General features: G+C 64.1%; 23 protein-coding genes. 15 read left to right on the top strand and 8 right to left on the bottom strand.

The window, feature by feature from the left end; translation table 11 throughout:
* Positions 1-2 precede the first annotated feature (2 nt).
* The 3 genes from RHO23_RS10650 to recX all read left to right on the top strand — a co-directional run bounded on the left by RHO23_RS10650 (position 3) and on the right by recX (position 1,995).
* Positions 3-197, top strand: a complete 195-nt coding sequence (locus RHO23_RS10650) for a DUF3046 domain-containing protein (RefSeq protein WP_030093842.1) — start codon at positions 3-5, stop codon at positions 195-197.
* A gap of 189 nt (positions 198-386) precedes the next feature.
* Complete coding sequence (gene recA, locus RHO23_RS10645; protein WP_046255862.1) at positions 387-1,427, top strand: recombinase RecA; 1,041 nt, start codon at positions 387-389, stop codon at positions 1,425-1,427.
* On the top strand, positions 1,393-1,995 hold the full coding sequence (gene recX / locus RHO23_RS10640) for a recombination regulator RecX (protein WP_075874261.1): 603 nt from the start codon (positions 1,393-1,395) through the stop codon (positions 1,993-1,995). Before recA ends, recX begins: the two co-directional genes overlap by 35 nt.
* A gap of 17 nt (positions 1,996-2,012) precedes the next feature.
* On the opposite strand, the gene RHO23_RS10635 is transcribed toward recX, so the two are convergent.
* Positions 2,013-2,396 carry a hypothetical protein gene (locus RHO23_RS10635; protein ID WP_046254088.1) on the bottom strand — a complete coding sequence of 128 codons (384 nt, stop codon included), beginning with the start codon at positions 2,394-2,396 and terminating at the stop codon, positions 2,013-2,015.
* Between the two features lie 94 nt (positions 2,397-2,490).
* Entirely contained in the window at positions 2,491-3,009 is a 519-nt protein-coding gene (locus RHO23_RS10630; RefSeq protein ID WP_423489050.1) for a CGNR zinc finger domain-containing protein, read from the bottom strand.
* A gap of 144 nt (positions 3,010-3,153) precedes the next feature.
* Between RHO23_RS10630 and RHO23_RS10625 the strand changes: the two genes are divergently transcribed.
* Genes RHO23_RS10625 through RHO23_RS10615 form a run of 3 tightly spaced genes read left to right on the top strand, consistent with a single transcriptional unit; the run spans position 3,154 to position 4,970 of the window.
* Positions 3,154-3,615, top strand: a complete 462-nt coding sequence (locus RHO23_RS10625; RefSeq protein WP_264922712.1) for a VOC family protein — start codon at positions 3,154-3,156, stop codon at positions 3,613-3,615.
* A gap of 1 nt (position 3,616) precedes the next feature.
* Positions 3,617-4,504 (top strand): pyridoxamine 5'-phosphate oxidase family protein, encoded by an 888-nt coding sequence (locus tag RHO23_RS10620; protein ID WP_264922711.1) that lies wholly within the window; start codon positions 3,617-3,619, stop codon positions 4,502-4,504.
* Between the two features lie 13 nt (positions 4,505-4,517).
* A complete protein-coding gene (locus RHO23_RS10615; protein ID WP_030093832.1) occupies positions 4,518-4,970 on the top strand; it encodes a nuclear transport factor 2 family protein in 453 nt (150 codons plus the stop codon).
* On the opposite strand, the gene RHO23_RS10610 is transcribed toward RHO23_RS10615, so the two are convergent.
* The 4 genes from RHO23_RS10610 to gluA are packed head-to-tail and all read right to left on the bottom strand — an operon-like array spanning position 4,971 to position 8,336.
* Positions 4,971-5,912 (bottom strand): amino acid ABC transporter permease, encoded by a 942-nt coding sequence (locus RHO23_RS10610; protein ID WP_078313547.1) that lies wholly within the window; start codon positions 5,910-5,912, stop codon positions 4,971-4,973.
* Positions 5,909-6,592, bottom strand: a complete 684-nt coding sequence (locus RHO23_RS10605; RefSeq protein ID WP_057966112.1) for an amino acid ABC transporter permease — start codon at positions 6,590-6,592, stop codon at positions 5,909-5,911. Before RHO23_RS10605 ends, RHO23_RS10610 begins: the two co-directional genes overlap by 4 nt.
* Positions 6,589-7,608, bottom strand: a complete 1,020-nt coding sequence (locus RHO23_RS10600; protein ID WP_030093829.1) for a glutamate ABC transporter substrate-binding protein — start codon at positions 7,606-7,608, stop codon at positions 6,589-6,591. The genes RHO23_RS10605 and RHO23_RS10600 overlap by 4 nt, the downstream gene beginning before the upstream one ends.
* A complete protein-coding gene (gene gluA, locus RHO23_RS10595) occupies positions 7,608-8,336 on the bottom strand; it encodes a glutamate ABC transporter ATP-binding protein GluA (RefSeq protein ID WP_264922761.1) in 729 nt (242 codons plus the stop codon). The genes RHO23_RS10600 and gluA overlap by 1 nt, the downstream gene beginning before the upstream one ends.
* 182 nt (positions 8,337-8,518) lie before the next feature.
* Here gluA and RHO23_RS10590 point away from each other — a divergent pair, with 182 nt between their 5' ends.
* The 3 genes from RHO23_RS10590 to RHO23_RS10580 all read left to right on the top strand — a co-directional run bounded on the left by RHO23_RS10590 (position 8,519) and on the right by RHO23_RS10580 (position 11,176).
* Positions 8,519-8,989, top strand: coding sequence for a hypothetical protein (locus tag RHO23_RS10590; RefSeq protein ID WP_070921561.1), 471 nt, complete (start codon positions 8,519-8,521; stop codon positions 8,987-8,989).
* Between the two features lie 70 nt (positions 8,990-9,059).
* Complete coding sequence (miaB, locus tag RHO23_RS10585) at positions 9,060-10,586, top strand: tRNA (N6-isopentenyl adenosine(37)-C2)-methylthiotransferase MiaB (protein ID WP_264922710.1); 1,527 nt, start codon at positions 9,060-9,062, stop codon at positions 10,584-10,586.
* Positions 10,583-11,176, top strand: a complete 594-nt coding sequence (locus tag RHO23_RS10580) for a hypothetical protein (RefSeq protein WP_064409095.1) — start codon at positions 10,583-10,585, stop codon at positions 11,174-11,176. Before miaB ends, RHO23_RS10580 begins: the two co-directional genes overlap by 4 nt.
* Here RHO23_RS10580 and RHO23_RS10575 read toward each other — a convergent pair whose 3' ends face one another.
* Positions 11,177-12,523 carry a DUF349 domain-containing protein gene (locus RHO23_RS10575; RefSeq protein WP_081346374.1) on the bottom strand — a complete coding sequence of 449 codons (1,347 nt, stop codon included), beginning with the start codon at positions 12,521-12,523 and terminating at the stop codon, positions 11,177-11,179.
* A 124-nt stretch (positions 12,524-12,647) separates the two neighbouring features.
* Here RHO23_RS10575 and RHO23_RS10570 point away from each other — a divergent pair, with 124 nt between their 5' ends.
* The 5 genes from RHO23_RS10570 (at position 12,648) to hflX (ending at position 17,528) form a co-directional block, all read left to right on the top strand.
* Positions 12,648-13,556 (top strand): DMT family transporter, encoded by a 909-nt coding sequence (locus RHO23_RS10570; protein ID WP_423489049.1) that lies wholly within the window; start codon positions 12,648-12,650, stop codon positions 13,554-13,556.
* A gap of 4 nt (positions 13,557-13,560) precedes the next feature.
* Positions 13,561-14,226 carry a hypothetical protein gene (locus RHO23_RS10565; protein ID WP_423489048.1) on the top strand — a complete coding sequence of 222 codons (666 nt, stop codon included), beginning with the start codon at positions 13,561-13,563 and terminating at the stop codon, positions 14,224-14,226.
* Positions 14,226-15,155: a tRNA (adenosine(37)-N6)-dimethylallyltransferase MiaA gene (gene miaA / locus RHO23_RS10560; protein WP_423489047.1), complete on the top strand. Its 930-nt coding sequence runs from the start codon at positions 14,226-14,228 to the stop codon at positions 15,153-15,155. Before RHO23_RS10565 ends, miaA begins: the two co-directional genes overlap by 1 nt.
* Positions 15,152-16,048, top strand: coding sequence for a diaminopimelate epimerase (gene dapF / locus RHO23_RS10555; protein WP_030093821.1), 897 nt, complete (start codon positions 15,152-15,154; stop codon positions 16,046-16,048). The genes miaA and dapF overlap by 4 nt, the downstream gene beginning before the upstream one ends.
* 79 nt (positions 16,049-16,127) lie before the next feature.
* Positions 16,128-17,528, top strand: coding sequence for a GTPase HflX (gene hflX / locus RHO23_RS10550; RefSeq protein WP_030093820.1), 1,401 nt, complete (start codon positions 16,128-16,130; stop codon positions 17,526-17,528).
* Positions 17,529-17,533: 5 nt separating this feature from the next.
* Here the strand turns inward: hflX and RHO23_RS10545 are convergent, their stop codons facing one another.
* Positions 17,534-19,825, bottom strand: coding sequence for a molybdopterin-dependent oxidoreductase (locus tag RHO23_RS10545; RefSeq protein ID WP_423489046.1), 2,292 nt, complete (start codon positions 19,823-19,825; stop codon positions 17,534-17,536).
* Between the two features lie 110 nt (positions 19,826-19,935).
* Between RHO23_RS10545 and RHO23_RS10540 the strand changes: the two genes are divergently transcribed.
* Positions 19,936-21,090 (top strand): acyl-CoA dehydrogenase family protein, encoded by a 1,155-nt coding sequence (locus RHO23_RS10540; RefSeq protein WP_030093818.1) that lies wholly within the window; start codon positions 19,936-19,938, stop codon positions 21,088-21,090.

Genomic DNA, 21,090 nt, shown 5'->3' with positions numbered 1-21,090 from the left:
GTGTGCGTCTGACGGAGTTTCATGAGCTTGTTACCGGTCGATTCGGTCGGGTCTACGGCTCGTCGGTACTGGTCGACCATGTGTTGACCGCCCTGGGTGGACGGACGGCGTCGCAGGCGGTCGAAGATGGGGTGGAGCCGCGGGATGTGTGGCGGGCGCTATGTGCCGATTTCGATGTCCCACGCGATCAGTGGTGACGGCTCGATGACACGCCGCATCGGCGCGCCTGCTTGATTCGAACAGATGTTCGCCTTACTCTGATTGCAGTCGAAGAGACGATCCGTGCAGGTAGATCGCTTGTCGGTGGGGTCGGTTAGCGTCCACCTCAACCGATCGGCCACCGAATCGGACCGATCTTCGAACACCGAGACGAAATGGAGAACACCATGGCGCAGGCACCGGATCGAGAGAAGGCGCTTGAACTCGCGCTCGCACAAATCGACAAGAGCTTCGGTAAGGGCTCGGTCATGCGGCTGGGTGACGAGGTGCGTCAGCCCATCTCCGTGATCCCGACCGGATCCATCGCGCTGGATGTGGCGCTTGGTATCGGTGGCCTGCCTCGTGGCCGCGTGGTCGAGATTTATGGGCCGGAATCCTCGGGTAAGACCACCGTCGCGCTGCACGCGGTCGCCAACGCGCAAGCCGCCGGCGGTATCGCTGCGTTCATCGACGCCGAGCATGCGCTCGACCCCGAATACGCCAAGAAGCTCGGTGTCGATACCGACTCGCTGCTCGTCTCTCAGCCGGATACCGGTGAGCAGGCTCTGGAAATCGCCGACATGCTGGTGCGTTCAGGCGCCATCTCTCTTATCGTGATCGACTCGGTGGCGGCCTTGGTGCCTCGTGCCGAAATCGAGGGTGAGATGGGTGACAGCCATGTCGGTCTGCAGGCTCGTCTGATGAGCCAGGCCCTGCGCAAGATGACCGGTGCACTCAACAACTCGGGTACCACCGCGATCTTCATCAACCAGCTCCGCGAGAAGATCGGTGTGATGTTTGGTTCGCCCGAAACCACCACCGGTGGTAAGGCTTTGAAGTTCTACTCGTCGGTGCGTCTTGATGTGCGCCGTATCGAGACCCTCAAGGACGGCACCGATGCGGTGGGTAACCGCACTCGCGTCAAGGTGGTCAAGAACAAGGTGTCGCCGCCGTTCAAGCAGGCCGAGTTCGACATCCTCTACGGCAAGGGCATCTCCAAGGAGGGGTCGCTCATCGACATGGGCGTGGAGCAGGGCTTCATCCGCAAGTCCGGTTCCTGGTTCACCTACGAGGGTGAGCAGTTGGGTCAGGGCAAGGAAAATGCCCGCAACTTCCTGTTGGAGAACGTCGATGTCGCCAACGAGATCGAGAAGAAGATCAAGGAAAAGCTTGGTATCGGAGCGGTGCTGACCGATGACGAAGTCGTCCCGGCCCCAGTCGATTTCTGATTCTCGTTCCAGGGAATCCCTAGACGAACTGCGAGCCCGGGTCGCGTCGGTCCCCGAAGCCCCGACGCGTGAACCGGTTGACTCGCGGGACGAGCAGGCGTGGTCATATTGCCTTCGCCTGTTGACAAGTCGCGCGCGTACCCGCGCCGAGTTGACCGAAAGGCTCACTCGGCGCGGGTACCCCGATGAGGTTTCCACGCGAATCATGCAACGGTTGGCGACCGCCGGCCTGATCAATGACGCCGACTTTGCCACTCAATGGGTGCAGTCCCGGCATACCTACGCAGGAAAAGGCAAGCGTGCCTTGGCCGCGGAGCTTCGGACCAAGGGAGTGTCGGCCGAGAATGCGGCCGCGGCCCTTGCGCAGATCGACGGGGACGCCGAGCGGTCACGTGCGGCACAGCTTGTCGCCAAAAAACTCCGGTCAGAAAATCTCGACGACGGGGGTATCAAAGCCGCGCGGCGATTGGTCGCCATGCTGGCGCGCCGCGGATATGGCCAATCCATGGCCTATGACGTGGTGAAGAACGCCCTTGCTTCCGAACAAGACCGACGCGACGTCGGCTAGTGGCGCGCGCAGACTGCTTATAGACCGAATGGACGTGCCGGGGCCTCGGGCGGTGGGTTGCCTTCGTCTGGCGCGTTGGATCTCATGCTCATCGACGCTTCGGCCGACGGCGACTGCACGCCCGGCAGGCACGGGACCTGGCGGGAGATCGTCTTGAATGGGCCGATCTCGGTGTCTTCATTGAGCATGGGGAGCGGACCACAGTTCCCCTTGAAGTGCGCGTCCATGGTGAACGGAGTCGGGTTCACGCAGGTGAGATTCATTCCAACCGGTGTCGCGACCTGCAGGCAATCGAAGTTCAACGGAGCTCCGTAGGCCACCGGCGCACCCGTGAGTGCAGCCCCTGCGCACGCCGCTCCGAAAACGGCGGACACGCCAACGGCCAATACGATGTTTCGCATGAGGGTTATGGTAACGAAGTGATACCTGTTACGTAATACTCCGATTGTGATAGTTGAGTAAGAATCGGTCCTGTGATGCAGCTGTGAAGGCTATTTAGGTGTTCTTGGCGTAATGCCGTGCGGCCTTCGCCCTGTTTCCGCAGGTCGCCATGGAATGCCACCGGCGTGCGCCGTTCTTGGATGTGTCATAGAAGAACAGAACGCAGTGTGGGTGAGCGCATTGCTTGATCCGATCGGGGGAGTCGGATAGCAGGGTCAATAGGTTGTCGGCCGCCAGCCAACCCGGAAGCCAATGCGATTCGGGCACCTCGGCGGTGTTCACCGGCCCGTCGGGAGTCAGTGAGCGGCGGATCGCGCCGTGGGAGAGCACCGCGTTGATCTCGTCGCCCTGATCATCCTTCACCGCGTGATAAATGGCGTCGCGCGCAAAGAGCAACGCCTCCTGGGTCTTCTCGTTGGCGGTGCATCGATCATGAAGATTGTTGGTACGCAGCCAGATTCGTACGCCATCAAGAGTGCTGAGCAGATCCTGCAGTCCGTCGCCGCTCATCCACCGGCTGTTCAACAGGTCCAGTGCGAGCGGTTCGCCGAGATGGGGACGTGGATCGGACATGGCCTGAGGCTAGCCGCCTCCTCTCTGGGGGAGTGTGTCGCATGAATTCTAACCGATAAAACTTGATAGGTGGTTGACACTGGGGGTGCTTCGCACTTACGGTCTAACCGGTAAAGCAATTTTATTGGCTAGAGAGGATCTCTTATGGGCACTGTCATCGCGCCTCGTGTGGCCACCGGTCATATCGGATTGAACGTCAGTGATCTGGAGCGGTCGGTCGCGTTCTATCGACAGGCGTTCGGATTCGAGCAACTTGCGGCCAACGAGGACGGCCCACGGCGGTTCGCCTTCCTCGGATTTGATGACGGACCCGTGCTCACCCTCTGGGAGCAAAGCAACGGGGAATTCTCGGCGGCCACACCGGGCTTGCACCATTTGTCGTTCCAAGTGGATTCGGTGCAGCAGGTGCGTGAGGTGGAGGCGGTCTTGAAGGAACTGTCGACGATTTTCGTGCATGAGGGCGTGGTGGCGCACCAGGAGGGCGCATCCTCGGGTGGAATCTTCTTCACCGACCCCGATGGGATTCGTCTCGAGGTATTCGCGTCGGCGGGCGTCGAGCAGCATGCGGCGCCAGCCGGCGACGCGCCGACATGCGGATTCTTCTGAGATGACGTACCACTTCGGCGAGCTTGCCGTACAGCGCCGAATGGGGCAGTACGACAGCGCTATTCGAGTCGGGCGGATCATTTCGGCGCAGATACCGGAGGTTGCGGCGACCTTTCTGGCCGCTCAGCCCCTGGTCTTCGTGTCGGCACGCGATGACGCTGGCCGGATGTGGGCGAGCCAGATCGTCGGGCCACCGGGTTTCGCGCATGCCACCGATGCCCAGACCATCGCGATTGACGGTGTGCCGGACCCCGGCGACCCGCTGGCCGAGCCACTGCAATCGGAGCGCAAGATCGGCATGATCGCGTTGCAGCCGCAGCGCCGGCGCCGGATGCGTGTGAACGGCACCGCCGCGCCGTCGGGGCGGGGTCTTATCGTCACCACCGATCAGGTGTATTCGAACTGCCCCAAGTACATCGCGCGACGCGATGTACTTGGGATCGGTCCGGGGCTGCCCGGAGAGCCGCGCCACGCGACTGCCCTGAACGACGAACAGCAGCAATTGATCTCTGCAACGGATACCTTCATCATCGGCACCGCCGATAAGGAAGGCAATGCCGACGCATCACACCGAGGGGGCAATTCAGGGTTCCTGCGGGTGCTCTCACCACACGAGCTGCGGTGGCCCGATTACCTCGGCAACTCCATGTTCATGACGCTGGGGAACCTGCACGTCGATCCCCGGTGCGGTCTGCTGATCCCGAACTGGCGCAACGGATCAACCCTGCAGCTCACGGGAACCGCACGCCTCAACTGGGATGAGGGCACCTTCGCCCCCGGTGCTCAGTGCTCCGTCGACTTCACCATCGACGAGGTCGTTGATACCGCCAACTCCAGCCCCTTACGGTGGGGTGAACCCGATCCCTCGCCCGCCAACCCACCTCTCTGACAAAGAAAGACACATCATGCGTCCACCGCTGCCGCCGTTCGACATCGAATCTGCTCACCAGAAAGTCAGGGCCGCCGAGAATGCCTGGAACACACGTGATCCCGAGATCGTCGCCACCGCCTACACCGAAGATTCGGTATGGCGAAACCGCGACGAGTTCATCACCGGACACGCTGAAATCGTCGCCTTCCTGACCCGCAAATGGGCCAGGGAGAACGGGTACGCGCTGCGCAAGGAGCTGTGGGGATTCCGGGAGAACCGGATGGCGGTGCGCTTTCAATACGAATGGCACGACGAGGCCGGGCAGTGGTGGCGCAGCTATGGCAACGAGTTGTGGGAGTTCACCGCCGAAGGGCTGATGTCACGGCGAGAGGCCAGCATCAACGACACCCCGATCGCCGAGACGGAACGTCGCATCTTCGGTCCGCGCCCGGCTGGTGACGAGTCGCCACTGCCGATCCGGTAGTCACTCCCCGTAATCCCGGCGTAGATCCTGATGAGCGGGATCCACGCCGCGGGTCTCCAACAGGTCCTTGGTGACCAATCCCGGCTCGGGCTGTGCGTGCGGAACCTCTAAGAGGCTCTTCTTCTTTCGGCCTTCACGCAGCTGCCGCTCGATGTTGGTGGCCAGCGACGAGAGCGCGAAGTTGATGATGATCATGATGATCGCCACCACGACGAGCGCCGGCAGATAGTTTCCGTAGTACGACGCCGACCGGATGCCCGAACGCACCACCTCGATGTAACCGAAGGCATAGCCCAGCGCGGAGTCTTTCAGCGCGATGACCATCTGAGAGATCAGTGCGGGCAGCATTGCGGCGATCGATTGAGGGAGCAGGATCAGTCGCATCATCTGCGACTTGCGCATGCCCAGCGCCACCGCGGCCTCGGACTGCCCCTTGGGAAGCGATTGAATGCCCGAGCGCAGGATCTCGGCGATGACCGAGCCGTTGTAGAGGGACAGCCCCGTCACCACGGCAGCGAACGCCAGGTATTCGGACGGGAACACTGCCTGCTGCCCGTACAGGTAGTACGAGAACACCATCAGAATGAGCACGGGGATCGCCCGGAAGAACTCGACGAGGGCGCTGGAAATCCAGCGCACCGTCCGGTGCTCGGAGAGCCGGCCGATGCCGAGCACCGCGCCGAGGACCAGCGCGAAAATGATCGACAGCGCCGCCGCGCTGATGGTGCCCACCAGGCCGGGCAGGATGTAGGTCGTCCACGTGTCGGGCTGCAGGAAGGGCGACCACTTTTCGGCGGTCAGCTGCTCATTGGCGATAAGTGTCCAGATCACCCACGCGCCGACGGCGACCACCAGCGCGGTGAACACGACGGCGATGATCCGATTGACCGCCCTGGCCTTTGGGCCGGGTGCGTCGTACATGACGGTGGCGCTGCCGGTCATCGCTTCACCGCCAATCGCTTCGCGAAGTATCCGAAGGTCAGTCCGATCGTCAACGTGATCACCATGTATCCCGCCGCGATGATGAGGAAGATCCAGACGATCTGATCGGCGAACAGCTCGATCTCCGACCGCATCAGCAGGGCCGCCTCGGCCACCCCGATCGCCGAGGCGATCGAGGTGTTCTTCACCAGCGCGATCAGCACGCTGCCCATGGGGGCCAGGACCGACCGCATGGCCTGCGGTAACACGATGAGCGTCAAGACCTTCCAGAACGGCAATCCGAGGGACCGGGCTGCCTCGGCCTGGCCCAACGGAACGGTGTTGAAGCCGGAGCGCAGCGTCTCGCATACGAAAGTTGCCGTGTACAAAGAGAAGCCGAGAACAGACAGCCAGAAGTTGTTGTTCTTGATGAAGTTGGAGTTCTCGGGCGCCAGCGCGATGCCGAGGTTCTGGTATAGCCCCACCGAACAGAACAAGATGATCAGGGTCAGCGGGGTATTGCGGACCAGGTTGACGTACCAGGTGCCGAAGATTCGCATGATCGGCACCGGTGAGACCCGGCATTCGGCCAGCAGTGTGCCCCACACCAGGGCGCCTATCGCAGAAAAGAATGTCAGCTTGAGCGTCGTCCAGAACGCCGGCCATAGCTGCGGCCCCATGTTCGCCCACAGCGCGTTCATGCGGCCTCACACGCCTTGTCGGCGACGGGCTTCACACCGGTGATCTTCTCGACCGCAGCCGGTGAGGGATCGGGCCGCAGCGCGTAGGTGCCGCCGGTGGCGCGCTTCTCCCAATCATCGATAGTGCTGTCGCCGAGAGCTTCCCGCAGATCGGCATCCCAGGTTCCGCTGGCGATCATCTTGTCGAGTGCGCGGTCGATGGCCTCGATGGCTGCGGTATCGCCTTTGGCTAGACCGATCCCGTACACCTCCCTGGAGAACGGGTCACCGTTTTTCTTCTGTTTCTTGGGTTTCCCGATGCACAACGGCTTGCTCAGCTCGTAGTTCATCTGAATCAGCTTGAACTCACCTTCGTACCGCTTGGCGTACCCGGCCAGGATGGTCTCGTCGGTGGTGAGTGCATCGACCTTGCCCCGCCGCAATGCTTCTACGCACGAGGAGTACGAATCGAACTCCTGCAGCTGTGTGCCGGTCAGCAGATTCTTGACGTTCTGTGCGGGCGTCGATCCGGACACCGAACACAGCTTCTTGCCCCGGTTGAGGTCATCCAATGTGGTCAGAGAATCATCGGCCTTGCGTACCAGGAGCCCTTGGTAGGTAATGAGGTAGGGGCCCGCGAACGACACCTTCTGCGCGCGGCTGTAGTTGATCGAGTAACTCCCCGCGATCATGTCCACCGTGCCGTTGTCGATGAGCTGCTCGCGCTGCGCCGACGGCGTCTCATACCAGCGGATGGCCGGGTGCTTGACACCGAGTTCGTCGGCGATGGCGTTGACGACGTACTCGGAGATCTTGACGTCGAATCCGCTCATCTTTTTGTCGGGGTGCTGCAAGCCCACCCCGGGCTGATCGAATTTCGTACCGAGGATGACGGTTCCGCCCCGGATCGATCCAAGCAGCTGACGTGGCTCGGTACTGCCGCAGGAACTGACGAGGGTGGTCACCAAGGCAACTGCCGCCACCAGCGCGGTGTGCCGTCGCATCAGTGCTTGAGCTTCTTCGCGTAAGCGGCCGATCAATGGCCGAGGATCTTTCCGAGGAAGTCCTTGGCGCGTTCGGACTTGGGATTGGTGAAGAAGCTTTCCGGGTCCGTGTCTTCGACGATGGCACCGTCGGCCATGAAGATGATGCGGTCTGCGGCCTTGCGGGCGAATCCCATTTCATGGGTCACCACCAGCATGGTCATGCCCTCTTTGGCCAGCGACACCATGACATCGAGAACCTCGTTGACCATCTCGGGGTCCAGCGCGGAGGTGGGCTCATCGAACAGCATGACCTTGGGGCCCATGGCCAGCGATCTGGCGATCGCGACGCGTTGCTGCTGCCCGCCGGACAGCTGTGCGGGGTACTTGTCCTTCTGGCTGGCGATGCCCACGCGTTCCAGCAGCTCGATGGCGTGCTGGCGCGCGGATTCCTTGTCCTTCTTGCGCACCTTCATGGGCGCGAGCGTCACGTTGTCGAGAATTGTCTTGTGTGAGAAGAGGTTGAAGGACTGGAAGACCATCCCTACCTCCGCGCGCAGGTTGGCCAGCGCGCGTCCCTCTTCGGGAAGGGCCTTGCCGTCGATTCGGATGGTGCCGGCGTCGATGGGTTCGAGACGATTGATGGTGCGACACAAGGTCGACTTGCCCGAGCCGGAAGGCCCGAGGATGACGACGACCTGACCGCGTGGGATTTTCAGGGTGATGTCCTTGAGGACGTGCAAGTCGCCGAAGTGCTTGTCGACATGCTCAAGGGAGATCATCGGGATGCTTGTTGCGGGGGCGTTTTCCCCGCTCGTTGAGGTGTCGGTGCTCACCGGCATGGTCAGACAATACGGGTTCCCCACACTTTTGCAGCGTGGAACGCAGGGGTCCGCGAATCGGACGGTCCGCGATCCGGCACCTCGCCTGACCGGCGTCAGCAAACATCTGCAATACTGGGGTCATGCGGACGCGACGGCGGTCTTCCGTCGAAGGCCCGCGAATCAAGGCGTTCGCAAGAGTCCTCGCATCTGTTCTGTTCATAGCGTCTTTTCCGGTCGCGGTGATCAACGGGGCAACGACCTGGGGCTGGATCGCGGCGAGTTTCGGGCTGGTCTGCGGATTGTTTCTGCTGCCCAGCTCGCTAATGCGTTTGGTCACACCATCGAGGCAGGTGACCGTCGATGCGGGGCGGCATCTGCGCGACAGCGAGATTCTCGAGCGGCCCCAGCCTCGGCGAGATATCTCCTTCGCGGTCGTCGCCGCACTGATCGTGATGATCGTCGTGCTCGGTGTTCTCGAAGCATTCGCCGCGCCCGGGCAGCCGGAGTCGTGGATATGGGCCGGCTGGTGGATGTGGATAGGTGTGAACGCCGTCTGCAGCATCGACGATTGGTGGCAGGGCTGGCATGTTCCGGAGCGCGGGGTGCGATGACGCCGCGGTGGCGGAACCGCCGCTCGTCGGCGCGAGAAACGACCTGAACGCGGGCACGTACCATAAGTCCGTGACCAGTACTGTGACTTCCGATCAATCGGCGGTCCGGACGTACCAGGTCCGCACCTACGGCTGCCAGATGAATGTGCACGACTCCGAGCGGGTGTCGGGCCTCCTGGATGCGGCCGGATACGTCAAGGCCCCCGACGGCACCGACGCCGACATCGTCATCTTCAACACCTGCGCGGTACGCGAGAACGCCGACAACAAGCTGTACGGAAACATCAGCCACCTGGCGCCCCGTAAGGCCGCCAACCCGAACATGCAGATCGCTGTCGGCGGCTGCCTCGCGCAGAAGGATCGCGAGGGCATGCTCAAGAAGGCGCCGTGGGTCGACGTCGTCTTCGGCACCCACAACATCGGTTCGTTGCCCACGCTGCTGGAACGCGCGCGCCACAACAACGAGGCCCAGGTTGAGATCGTCGAGGCCCTTGAGCACTTTCCGTCCGCGCTGCCCGCGACACGCGAATCGGCCTATGCGGCCTGGGTGTCGATCTCGGTGGGCTGCAACAACACCTGCACCTTCTGCATCGTGCCCTCGTTGCGCGGCAAGGAGATCGATCGTCGTCCCGGTGACATCCTCGCCGAGGTGCAGGCTCTGGTGGACCAGGGTGTGCTGGAAGTGACGCTGCTCGGGCAGAACGTCAACGCCTACGGCATCAACTTCGCCGATCCCGACATCGCCCGTGATCGTGGCGCTTTCGCCGACCTGCTGCGTGCCTGTGGCCGCATCGAGGGGCTGGAACGGGTGCGTTTCACCTCACCACATCCGGCTGAATTCACCGACGATGTCATCGAAGCCATGGCGCAGACACGCAATGTGTGTCCGCAGCTGCATATGCCGCTGCAGTCCGGTTCAGACCGCGTCCTGAAGGCCATGCGCCGTTCATACCGATCCGAGCGCTTCCTGTCGATCATCGACAAGGTGCGTGCGGTCATGCCGGACGCCGCGATCACCACCGACATCATCGTCGGCTTCCCCGGGGAGACCGAAGAAGACTTCGAGCAGACACTTGAGGTCGTGCGGCGGGCACGTTTTTCTAGCGCGTTCACGTTCCAGTACTCGATCAGGCCCGGCACCCCTGCTGCAGATCTTCCCGACCAGCTCCCGAAAGCCGTTGTGCAGGAACGCTATGACCGGCTCATCCTGTTACAGGAGTCCATCACGCTGGAAGAGAATCAAAAGCAGATCGGTCGACAGATCGAGGTGCTGATCGCCACCGGGGAAGGGCGCAAGGACGGTGAGACCGCGCGGATGAGCGGGCGCGCCCGCGACGGCCGGCTGGTGCACTTCCGGCCGCAGGGGCACATCGATGGGGAACTGCGTCCCGGAGACGTCATCACCGTCGACGTGACCGGCGCGGCACCGCATCACCTGATCGCCGACGGGGGAGTGCTCAGTCATCGGCGCACCCAGGCGGGTGATGCACACGAAACCGGCAAGAAGCCGTCCACATCGGGAATTGGCTTGGGCATGCCGGCCATCGGAGTCCCGAAGGCGGCAGAGCAGATTGAGGTTGCAGGGTGCGGGCTATGAGTGACGCGGAATCCGGAAAAGACGACGCCGAATTCGAGGAGTTCCGCAGAGACATCGATGCGGCCGAGAAGAAGGTCGCCGGTGAGATCGATCCGGGCGCCCGCGCCATGGTGGTGGCCGTCCTGGTCTTTGCCTTGCTGCTGACCTTCGTACTGCCGCATACCGGACACGCCAGAGGGTTCGACGTCCTGGTCAACGGCGCGATCGCAGACCAGGAATCGGTGCGGGTGCCGTCCAGGATCTTCGTCTGGCTTGCCATGGTCTTCGGTGTCGGGTTTTCCATGCTGGCACTACTGACACGCCGCTGGGTGCTGTCCTGGATCGCACTGGCAGGCTCGTTTGTCGCCAGTGTGATTGGCATGCTTGCGATTTGGACCCGTCAGACCGCCGGAGCCGGACATCCCGGGCCGGGCATCGGTTTGGTGGTCGCCTGGATCGCCGTCATCCTGTTGACCTTCCACTGGGCGCGTGTGGTGTGGTCGCGTACCGCCGTGCAGCTGGCGGCCGAGCAGCAGCGCCGCGAGGCCGCCAAACGCGATCAGCGCACCTTCCTCGATGACGCTTTCGAGGACGACGAGGGCGCGCAGTAACTAGCGCGAGCGGCTCTTGACCGCGGCCACCGCCGCATCGGCCCATTCCTGCCACTGTTTGGCGCTGGCACGGGCCTTCTCGGCATCCTTGGCTTTGCCCGCAGCCTCCGCCTTGGCGGCCTGCTCCTCGAATTGGCGTGCGCGATCACGGAACTGCTCGGCACGGGCTTCTGCCTCCGGGTCACCCCAGCCGGACTCGCCGGCTTCGCGCACCTTCTTCTCCACCGCGCGCAGCCGCCGTTCCAGATCGGTCTGCTGCTCGCGCGGCACCTTTCCGATGGCATCCCATTTGTCACCGATGGCCCGAAGCGCCGCCCGGGCAGCATCCACATCGGTCTCCGGATCGATCTTCTCGGCCTCGACCAGCAACGCGCGCTTGGCGTCGGCATTGGCCACGAATTCGGCATCACGGGAGGCGGACTCGGCATTGCGCGCCGAGAAGAACTTGTCCTGAGCAGCCTTGAAACGGTGCCACAGGTTGTCGTCGGTCTCCCGTGGAGCCCGCCCTGCGGCCTTCCAGTCATTCAGCAGGTTCCGGAACGCGGCCGCGGTGGCACCCCAGTCGGTGGAGTCCGAGAGTGCCTCGGCCTGCTTGCACAGGTCTTCCTTCTTCTCCCGTGCCCCGGCGCGTTCGCGATCGAGCTCGGCGAAGTGTGCGCCGCGCCTGCGGTTGAACGTCTCGCGTGCCGTCGAGTACCGCTTCCACAGGGCGTCGTCGGTCTTGCGGTCGACGCCGTGGATGGATTTCCACTCGTCGAGAATGGCGCGGATCCGGTCGCCGGCAGCCTTCCACTGGGTGGAGTTGGTCGCCAGTTCCTCGGCTTCGGCGGCAAGCTCCTCCTTGCGGGAGATGCTCGCTGAACGCGCCTCGTCGCGCTGTGCGCGTGCCGCTGCCGCCTGGGTATCTGCGGACTCCACGAGCGCCGACAGCCGTGCCGAGAGTGAGTCCACATCGCCGAGGACAGCGGCGGTGGGCAGGGTCTGTGCCAAGTGCTCGGCAGCGGTCTTGATCTTGCGTGCATCGCCGGAACCCGAGCCCAGCCGCAGTTCCAGCAGCTGGATCTCCGTCTCCAGGTCTTCGAATCGTCGGCCGAAATGCGAGTACGCCGCGTCGGCATCCCCGGCCTGCCACGACCCGATCTGACGCTCGCCGGCGGAGGTGATCAGCCAGACGGTGCCGTCGTCATCTACGCGGCCGAACTTGTGCGGGTCACCGTGGTGAGCGGCAGGGGCGGGCGCCGATGCCGCGGGACGCCGCGGCATCGGATGAGGTTTCGGCCCCGGCCGGGGGACGGGGGCAACGCTCTCTTGCTGTGTTGAGAGTTCCGGCTGGGTCTGATCGGACATGAAACCTCTTCCTACAATTGTTGCCGCGCAACACGGCGCCCTAAGCTCACTACACCGTTCATTCAAACAGGTGTCATCGCCGCACGGGCGAACATATGCCAGATGATTCCGCAAGGAGGCCGCGATGTCCCAGGCGGATATCGCGTCGGCACTCGCCGTCGGAGCCGCCGCGGCTGTCGCGTTCGGCGATGTCATCCACCAGCGCACCGCCCACGCCGTGCCCGCCGATGATATCGGCGCATTGGGTCCCATCACCACCTTGTTGCGGCATTGGCCCTGGTGGCTGGGCACGCTGATCAGCCTGGTGGGCTTCGGGCTGCAGGCTGCCGCGCTCGGTGTGGGCTCGGTTGTGCTGGTGCAGACGATCATGGTTTCCTCGTTGCTGTTCGCGCTGGTCATCGAGTCGCGGTGGGCCAAACGCAGGGTCACCGGATACCAGTGGGGAGCCGCGATTCTGCTTGCCGGCGCCATCTCCGTGGTGGTGTCGGTGGGCAACCCGGTGGCCGGCATGCCACATGCCACACCGCAGTTGTGGATGCAGGTTGCCGCCGTCATCGGACCCGTCACGCTGCTGTGTCTGGAGGGCGCCCGGCGGTGGCCCGGGCCGCGCCGGGCGGTGCTGCTGGCGGTGGCGTCGGGGATCATGTGGGGGCTGATGGCCGTTCTCACCAAAGGTGTTGTCGATTCGCTTGGCCACGGCATCGTCAGCCTGTTGATCAACCCGGAAAGCTACGCGCTGGCGGCGGTCGGTATTACCGGGGTGGCGCTCCAGCAGTCCGCCTTCCACGCCGGGACCTTGGTGGCCTCGCTACCCACGATGACGGTGACCGAGCCCGTGGTCGCCTCGTTGCTGGGCATCTTGGTATTAGGTGAATCGTTTCGCACCAATACCTTTGGCGCCATGATGCTCGTGTTCGCAGTGGCGACCATGGTTGCTGCGACGGCGGCACTGGCGCGCAGCGAGGCGGTCCTGCAGGCGCGGGTCAGTGAAACGACCGGAAATACGCCACCGACGACCCCGAAGGTTTCCTAACGCCGTGGCTCTTTCGATAGCGATCTGCCCGTCGACCCCGCTGCTGGTGCCCGAGCTGGGCGGAGAGGCTGCCCAGGAAACCGCCGAGCTGCGCGAGGCCGCCATCACCGCGGTGCGAAGTCTGCCCACACAATGGATAGCCATTGGGGCGGGGGACGGACGGTATGGCAGCGAAGTATCGGGCACATTCGCCGGATACGGGGTTGACGTGCGTGTTTCGCTGTCTTCGACGATCTCCGGACCCACCCAACTCCCACTGCCGGTGCTCATCGCCGGATGGCTGCGCGCGCAGGTGCCAGCCGCCGCGGTGGAGGCGCGACTGGTCTCGGGCACGGATGGCGCCGCCGTCGGGCGGGCATTGCGCGACGAGATCCGCGCGATGCCGACGCCTCCGGGTGTGCTCGTCATCGCCGACGGCGCCAACACCCTCACCGACAAGGCGCCCGGGGGATACCGGCCCGAGTCCGGTGCCGCGCAGCAGGACCTTGTCGATGCGCTCACCCAGGGGGACGCGGCCGCGTTGCGCCGCGGATCGGATGTCATCACCGGGGGCTCCGTCTACCAGGTGCTTGGCGGATTGGTGGGGTCCGATCAGGTCCAGACTCAGTGTCTCTACCAGGGCTCCCCGTACGGGGTCGGGTACTTCGCGGGCACCTGGCAGGTGTCGTGATGCGGCCCATCGCGGTCATCGGCCCCACGGCTACAGGCAAGTCGGCACTCGCATTGGATATCGCCGAGCGACTGGGTGGCGAGATCGTCAACGCCGACGCGATGCAGCTGTACCGCGGCATGGATATCGGTACGGCCAAGGTGCCTACGGCCGACCGCCGGGGAATTCCCCATCACATGCTCGATGTGCTCGAGGTGACTGAGACCGCCACCGTCGCGACCTATCAGCAGGAGGCCGTCGCGGCCATCGACACTTTGTTGGCGAGCGGGCGCGTGCCCGTGATCGTCGGCGGATCGATGATGTACATCCAAGCGTTGCTTGATGATTGGGCGTTTCCGGCCACCGATGCGCAGGTGCGGGCCCGCTGGGAGCAGCGGCTGGCGGAGATCGGAGTCGCCGCGCTGCACGCCGAACTTGCCGTGCGCGATCCGGCGGCGGCAGCCATCATCTTGCCCACCGACGGGCGCCGCACGGTGCGGGCACTGGAGGTGATCGAGCTCACCGGGCAGCCGTTCGCGGCGTCGGCACCCACCATCGGGGCCCCGCGCTGGGACACCCTGATCGTCGGATTGGACTGGGAGACCTCGAAACTCGATGAGCGGATCGCGCGGCGCACCGACCTGATGTTCGAGCAGGGGTTTGTCGCGGAGGTCGAGCAGCTGCTGGACGCCGGATTACGCGAGGGCGTGACCGCGTCACGGGCCATCGGATATGCCCAGGTGATCGCGGCTTTGGACGCCGGAGGAGGCTCCGATGACCTGTCGCAGGCGCGGGAACTGACATTCATCGGCACCCGGCGCTACGTGCGTCGTCAGAGATCGTGGTTCGGTCGCGATCACCGCATCATATGGCTCGCGGGCGACGGCGGCGATGCAGCGGCACTCTGCGGCGAAATTGAGTCGCGGTGGCGCCTATCCTCGAATACGTGAAGTTCACCAAGGGCCACGGCACCCAGAACGACTTCGTGGTGTTGCCCGACATCCACACCAAGCGGGATCTGACGGTGGCCGCCGTCCAGGCGTTATGCGATCGGCAACGCGGCCTGGGCGCCGATGGCGTGCTGCGCGTGACCACCGTGGGCGCTGCCCTCGAGGGTGGGGTGCTGGAGGAGAAGCCTGCCGGAGTGAGCAGCGAAGACTGGTTCATGGACTACCGCAATGCGGACGGTTCCATCGCGGAGATGTGCGGTAACGGTGTGCGGGTGTTCGCGCACTATCTGCGTTCGGTGGGGCTGGAACACCGGGACGAGTTCGTGGTCGCATCCCTGGCCGGGCCCCGGCCGGTGCGTATCAACTCGTGGAGCCAGCTCACGGCCGATGTGACCGTCGATATGGGGCCGGTGAAGGAATTCGGCGCCGGCGAGGCAAGTGTTGGCGGTCGGCGGTTCTCCGGCCTCGCCATCGACGTGGGCAATCCGCATCTGGCGTGTGTGGACCCGGATCTGACCGTTGAGGATCTCCGCATACTCGACGTGGGTGCCCAGGTCAGCTTTGACGAGGTCCTGTTTCCCGACGGGGTGAACATCGAGGTGCTCACCGCCCCCGTGAACGGCACGGACGCTGCCGTCGGTGCGGTGCACATGCGGGTCCACGAGCGCGGGGTCGGTGAGACACGTTCCTGCGGAACGGGAACCGTGGCGGCCGCCTATGCGGCGCTGCGCCACCTCGGGCAGTCGACCGGCGAGATCGTCGTCAACATCCCGGGCGGACAGGTCCGGGTGACAGTCACCGCCGAGTCCAGTTTTCTGCGTGGGCCTTCGATGCTGTTGGCCGACGGTGAGATTTCCGACGAATGGTGGGGCGGCATTGGCTCCTGCGGATAATTCGGATGCGATCGATGAGCCACCGGTGGGAGCATCGGTGCGCGACGAGCGACTCGCGCGAAGAGCAGACAGCAGAGACATGAATTCGACGACCTATCAGACACCCACCGATGGCGAACTCGCCCTCGAAGACCGTGCGGCACTCAAACGTGTGGCGGGGCTCTCCACCGAACTTGCCGATGTCACCGAGGTCGAGTACCGGCAGCTGCGCCTGGAACGGGTTGTGCTGGTGGGCGTCTGGACCGACGGGACCTCCCAGGAGGCCGACGCCAGCATGGCCGAACTCGCCGCGCTGGCCGAAACCGCAGGATCCGAGGTGCTCGAAGGTTTGATTCAACGTCGCCAAAAGCCTGATCCGGCAACGTATATCGGCTCTGGCAAGGCGATAGAGCTACGGGAGATCGTGCTGGCCACCGGTGCCGACACCGTGATCTGCGACGGCGAGCTCAGCCCGGCGCAGCTGGTGGCCCTGGAGAAAGCGGTGAAGGTCAAGGTCATCGATCGCACCGCGCTGATTCTGGATATCTTCGCCCAACACGCCACCAGCCGCGAAGGCAAGGCCCAGGTGTCTTTGGCACAGATGGAATACATGCTGCCGCGACTGCGCGGCTGGGGTGAATCCATGTCTCGTCAGGCCGGTGGTCGCGCCGGAGGTGCCGGTGGCGGCGTGGGTACCCGCGGCCCCGGTGAGACGAAGATCGAGACCGATCGGCGCCGGATCCGTGAGCGCATGTCCAAGCTGCGTCGCGAGATCCGCGACATGAAGAAGGTGCGTGACACCAAGCGCAGCCGTCGGCTCGAAAGCGATGTGCCCTCGATCGCCATTGTCGGTTACACCAATGCCGGTAAGTCGAGCCTGCTGAACGCGATCACCGGAGCCGGGGTGCTGGTCCAGGACGCGCTGTTCGCAACACTCGAACCGACAACCCGCCGCGGAACGTTCGACGACGGACGCGAATTCGTCATCACGGACACCGTCGGTTTCGTGCGGCACCTGCCCACCCAGTTGGTCGAGGCCTTCCGGTCCACTCTGGAGGAGGTGGCCGACGCCGACCTGCTTGTCCATGTGGTGGACGGCTCGGACGTAGCGCCGCTGGCCCAGATCGAAGCGGTGCGTGCGGTCATCAGCGACGTCGTCGCGGATCACGATTCGTCGGCGGCACCGGAGCTGTTGGTGATCAACAAGATCGACGCGGCCAGTGATCTTGCCCTGGCGCAGTTGCGTCGTGCGCTACCCAAAGCGCTGTTCGTGTCGGCGCACACCGGCGACGGCATTGCCAAGCTGCGCGAGGCGCTCGCCGAGACGGTGCCCCGTGGCGATGTGCCCGTCGACGTGGTGGTCCCTTATGAGCGTGGTGATCTGGTGGCCCGGATTCATACCGACGGGCATGTGCAGTCCACCGAGCACCTCGCGGCCGGCACACGGGTGATCGCGAGAGTGCCGCAGGCGCTGGCCGCCAGCCTGCTGGAACTGAAGTAGCGGCTCTAGTCGCGCTCGACAAGACGTGGCGGGATGTACGCGCGCACGGGCGGCGGTGTGCCCTCGAACCGTTCGATCTGCACGAGCACGTGCTGGCCGGTGCAGCCCTGAGCCAGCGACGAGGTGCCCGCGTCGTCGGTGAGCACGTTCGGGTTGCCGTGTGCGCAGGGCGAATCGGGGTCGGCCGGATCGATCGGATCGAACCATGCCCCGGTGGACAGCTGCACCACGTAGCGCCGCAGGCCCTCATCGAGAACAGCGCCCGCCAGGCAGGTGCCCCGGTCGTTGAACACCCGCACCACGTCACCATCGGCGATACCGCGTTCGGTGGCGTCGGCCGGGTGTATGCGGATGGGTTCGCGCCCCTGAACCTTCGAGCGTTGGCTGGTGCCACCGAAATCGAGCTGGCTGTGCAGCCGCGTGCGGGGCTGGTTGGCGATGAGGTGTAGCGGGAAGCTTTGGGCGCGTTCTCCGTTCAGCCATTCGGTGGGCTCGTACCACTGTGGGTGGCCACCGCAGTCGGCGTATCCGAATCTGTCGATGGTTTCCGAGAAGATCTCGATGCGCCCGCTCGGGGTGTGCAGCGGGTGCGTGTCCGGGTTCTCGCGGAAATCGGACAGCAGCGTCAGGCCCGGATCGGTGGGCAGCTGCAGGTAGCCGCGCTCCCAGAACTCGTCGAAGGATGGCACCGGGAAGTCCCGGGCCCCGGCCCATTCGGTGTACAGGTGGCGAAGCCACTGTGCGGCGGTGCGTCCCTCCGTGAATTGCCCGCCGAATCCGAGCCTGTCGGCCAGAGCCGAGAACGTCGTGTAGTCGTCGCGAGAGTTGGCGTACGGCGGCGCTGCGGCCTTCATGGCCACCAGCAGTGGGTCATTGCGGCTCCCGGAGAAGTCGTCGCGTTCCAGGCTGGTGGTGGACGGCACCACGATATCGGCGTGCTTGGCCATTGCCGTCCACACCGGATCGTGCACCACGACGGTGTCGACGCGCGCCAGGCCGCGGCGCAGCCGCGGCAGGTTCTGATGATGGTGGAACGGGTTACCGCCCGCCCAGTAGACGCATTTGATGTCCGGCAGCGTGAGCGTTTGACCGTTGTAGGCCAGCGTCTCACCGGGCCGCAGCAGCAGCTCGCTGATGGCTGCCACCGGAATGAATGTCGTCACCGGGTTTGGCCCCTGCGGGAAGGTGGGCAGTGGGCAGCTGATCGGGGCGAGTCCGGCCTCGTTCATCGAGCCATAACCGTGGCCGAAACCGCCTCCGGGAACACCGATCTGACCGAGCATGGCGGCCAGGGTGAGCCCCATCCAGGGCGCCTGCTCGCCGTGGCGTACTCGCTGTAGCGACCAGCTGACCGTGACCAGGGTGCGTCCGGCGGCCATGCGCCGTGCCAGTGCACGCAGCTCATCGGCCTCCAGCTCGCTGATGCCCGCGGCCCATTCCGGGCTCTTGGGCACACCGTCGTCGAGGCCCAGCAGATAGCGTTCGAACCGCTCGTAGCCGGTGCAATAGGCGTTCAGGAAGGTCAGGTCTGCGAGCCCTTCCACAGCCAGCACGTGGGCCAGCGCGAGCATCACCGCAACATCGGTCCCGGGAACGGGCGCATGCCATTCGCATTCGCCGTCGATGTCATCGCGCAACGGACTGAACGAGACGATGCGGCCACCGCGGGCGCGGAACTTGTCGAGGGCGGCACGAGCCGGATGTGCGGTGGTGCCGCCATGGTTGACACCGGTGTTCTTCAAGGCGATTCCGCCGAATGACACCAACAGGTCGGTGTTCTCGACGATGACATCCCATGACGTCGACCTCTTGAAGAGCCCATCGTGGGTGCCGACGACGTGCGGCATGATGACGCCGGTGGCGCCCAGGCTGTAGGAATGGCGCGAAAAGGTATACCCGCCGAGCAGTTTCAGGAACCGGTGCACCTGACTCTGAGCGTGATGGAATCGTCCCGCGCTGGCCCAACCGTACGAGCCGCCGTAGATGGCTTCATTGCCGTGGGTGTCGACGATGCGTCGCAGTTCATCGGCCAGTAGTTCGGTGAGCTCATCCCAGGACACCTCCACGTACTCGTCCGAGCCGCGGGCAGTACTGGGGCCGGGCCCGTCCCGCAGCCAGCCGCGCCGCACGGACGGTGCGGTAACCCGGGCCTGGTGGCGGATCGAACCGGGAATGTTCTGCAGCAGCGGGGAGGGGTCCAGATCCGTCGGGATGGGCGTGACACCGATCACTTCGCCGTCGCGGACCTCGGGCGTGAATGCACCCCAGTGGGTATGTGAAAGCGCCAGCCTGGTCACCTCAATCAGCCTAGGCTTTCTGTCCGTCGAAACCGGGTAGGCGAGTACCAACCGACCAGTGGGTTGGTATACATTCTGCCAAGTACGTAAATCCAAACCGGAAGGTGATCATGGCCGGCGCCGTTAAGTTCAAACGCACCATCTTCGAACCCGAGCACGAACTGTTCCGCGAGTCGTTCAAGACCTTCCTGGAACGGCATGCAGAGCCTTACCGCGAGGAGTGGGACGAGAACAAGATCGTCGACCGCTCGCTGTGGGTCGAGGCCGGCAAGCAGGGCTTTTTGGGTACCGATATGCCCGAGGAGTTCGGTGGTGGCGGGCTCGTGGATTTCCGCTACAACGCGATCATCGGTGAAGAGATCACCAAGGCCCGTCAGTCGGGTATCGGTTTCACGCTGCACAACGATGTCGCGGGCCCGTACTTCCGGGATCTGGCCAACGACGAGCAGAAGGCACGCTGGTTCCCGGGATTCTGTTCCGGCGAGCTGATCAGCGCCATCGCCATGACCGAGCCGGGTACTGGCAGCGACTTGCAGGGCATCAAGACCCGCGCGGTCAAGGACGGCGATCATTACATTCTCAATGGCGCGAAGACCTTCATCACCAACGGCATCAACGCCGACCTGGTGATCGTGGTCGCACAGACCGACCCCGAAAAGGGTGCGCTGGGCTTCAGCCTGATCGTCGTCGAGCGCGGCATGGAGGGCTTTGAGCGCGGCCGCAAGCTCGACAAGATGGGTCTGGACGCCCAGGACACCGCCGAGCTGTCCTTCACCGACGTTCGCGTGCCTGCCGCCAACCTGCTGGGCGAAGAGGGCCAGGGCTTCATCTACCTCATGCAGAACCTGCCGCAGGAACGCATGTCGATTGCGGTCGTCGCGGCTGCGGCGATGGAAACCATGCTCGAGGCGACCATCGAGTACACATCCGAGCGCAAGGCGTTCGGCAAGCCGATCAAGAGCTTCCAGAACAGCCGCTTTGTGCTGGCCGAGCTGGCCACCGACGCGACCATGATCCGAATCATGGTCGACGAATTCATCACGCTGCTCAACAAGAAAGAACTGAGCGTCGAGCAGGCCGCGATGGCCAAGTGGTACAGCACCGAGAAGCAGGTTCACCTGATCGACCGCTGCCTGCAGTTGCACGGCGGTTATGGCTTCATGCGGGAATACCCGGTGGCGCGTGCCTACATGGACTCTCGTATCCAGACGATCTACGGCGGAACCACCGAGATCATGAAGGAGATCATCGGGCGTTCGCTCTAG

This window comes from Mycobacteroides sp. PCS013, from assembly GCF_049532645.1.
Classification (GTDB): domain Bacteria; phylum Actinomycetota; class Actinomycetes; order Mycobacteriales; family Mycobacteriaceae; genus Mycobacterium; species Mycobacterium gwanakae.
This window is presented reverse-complemented; position numbering and strand designations above follow the sequence as displayed.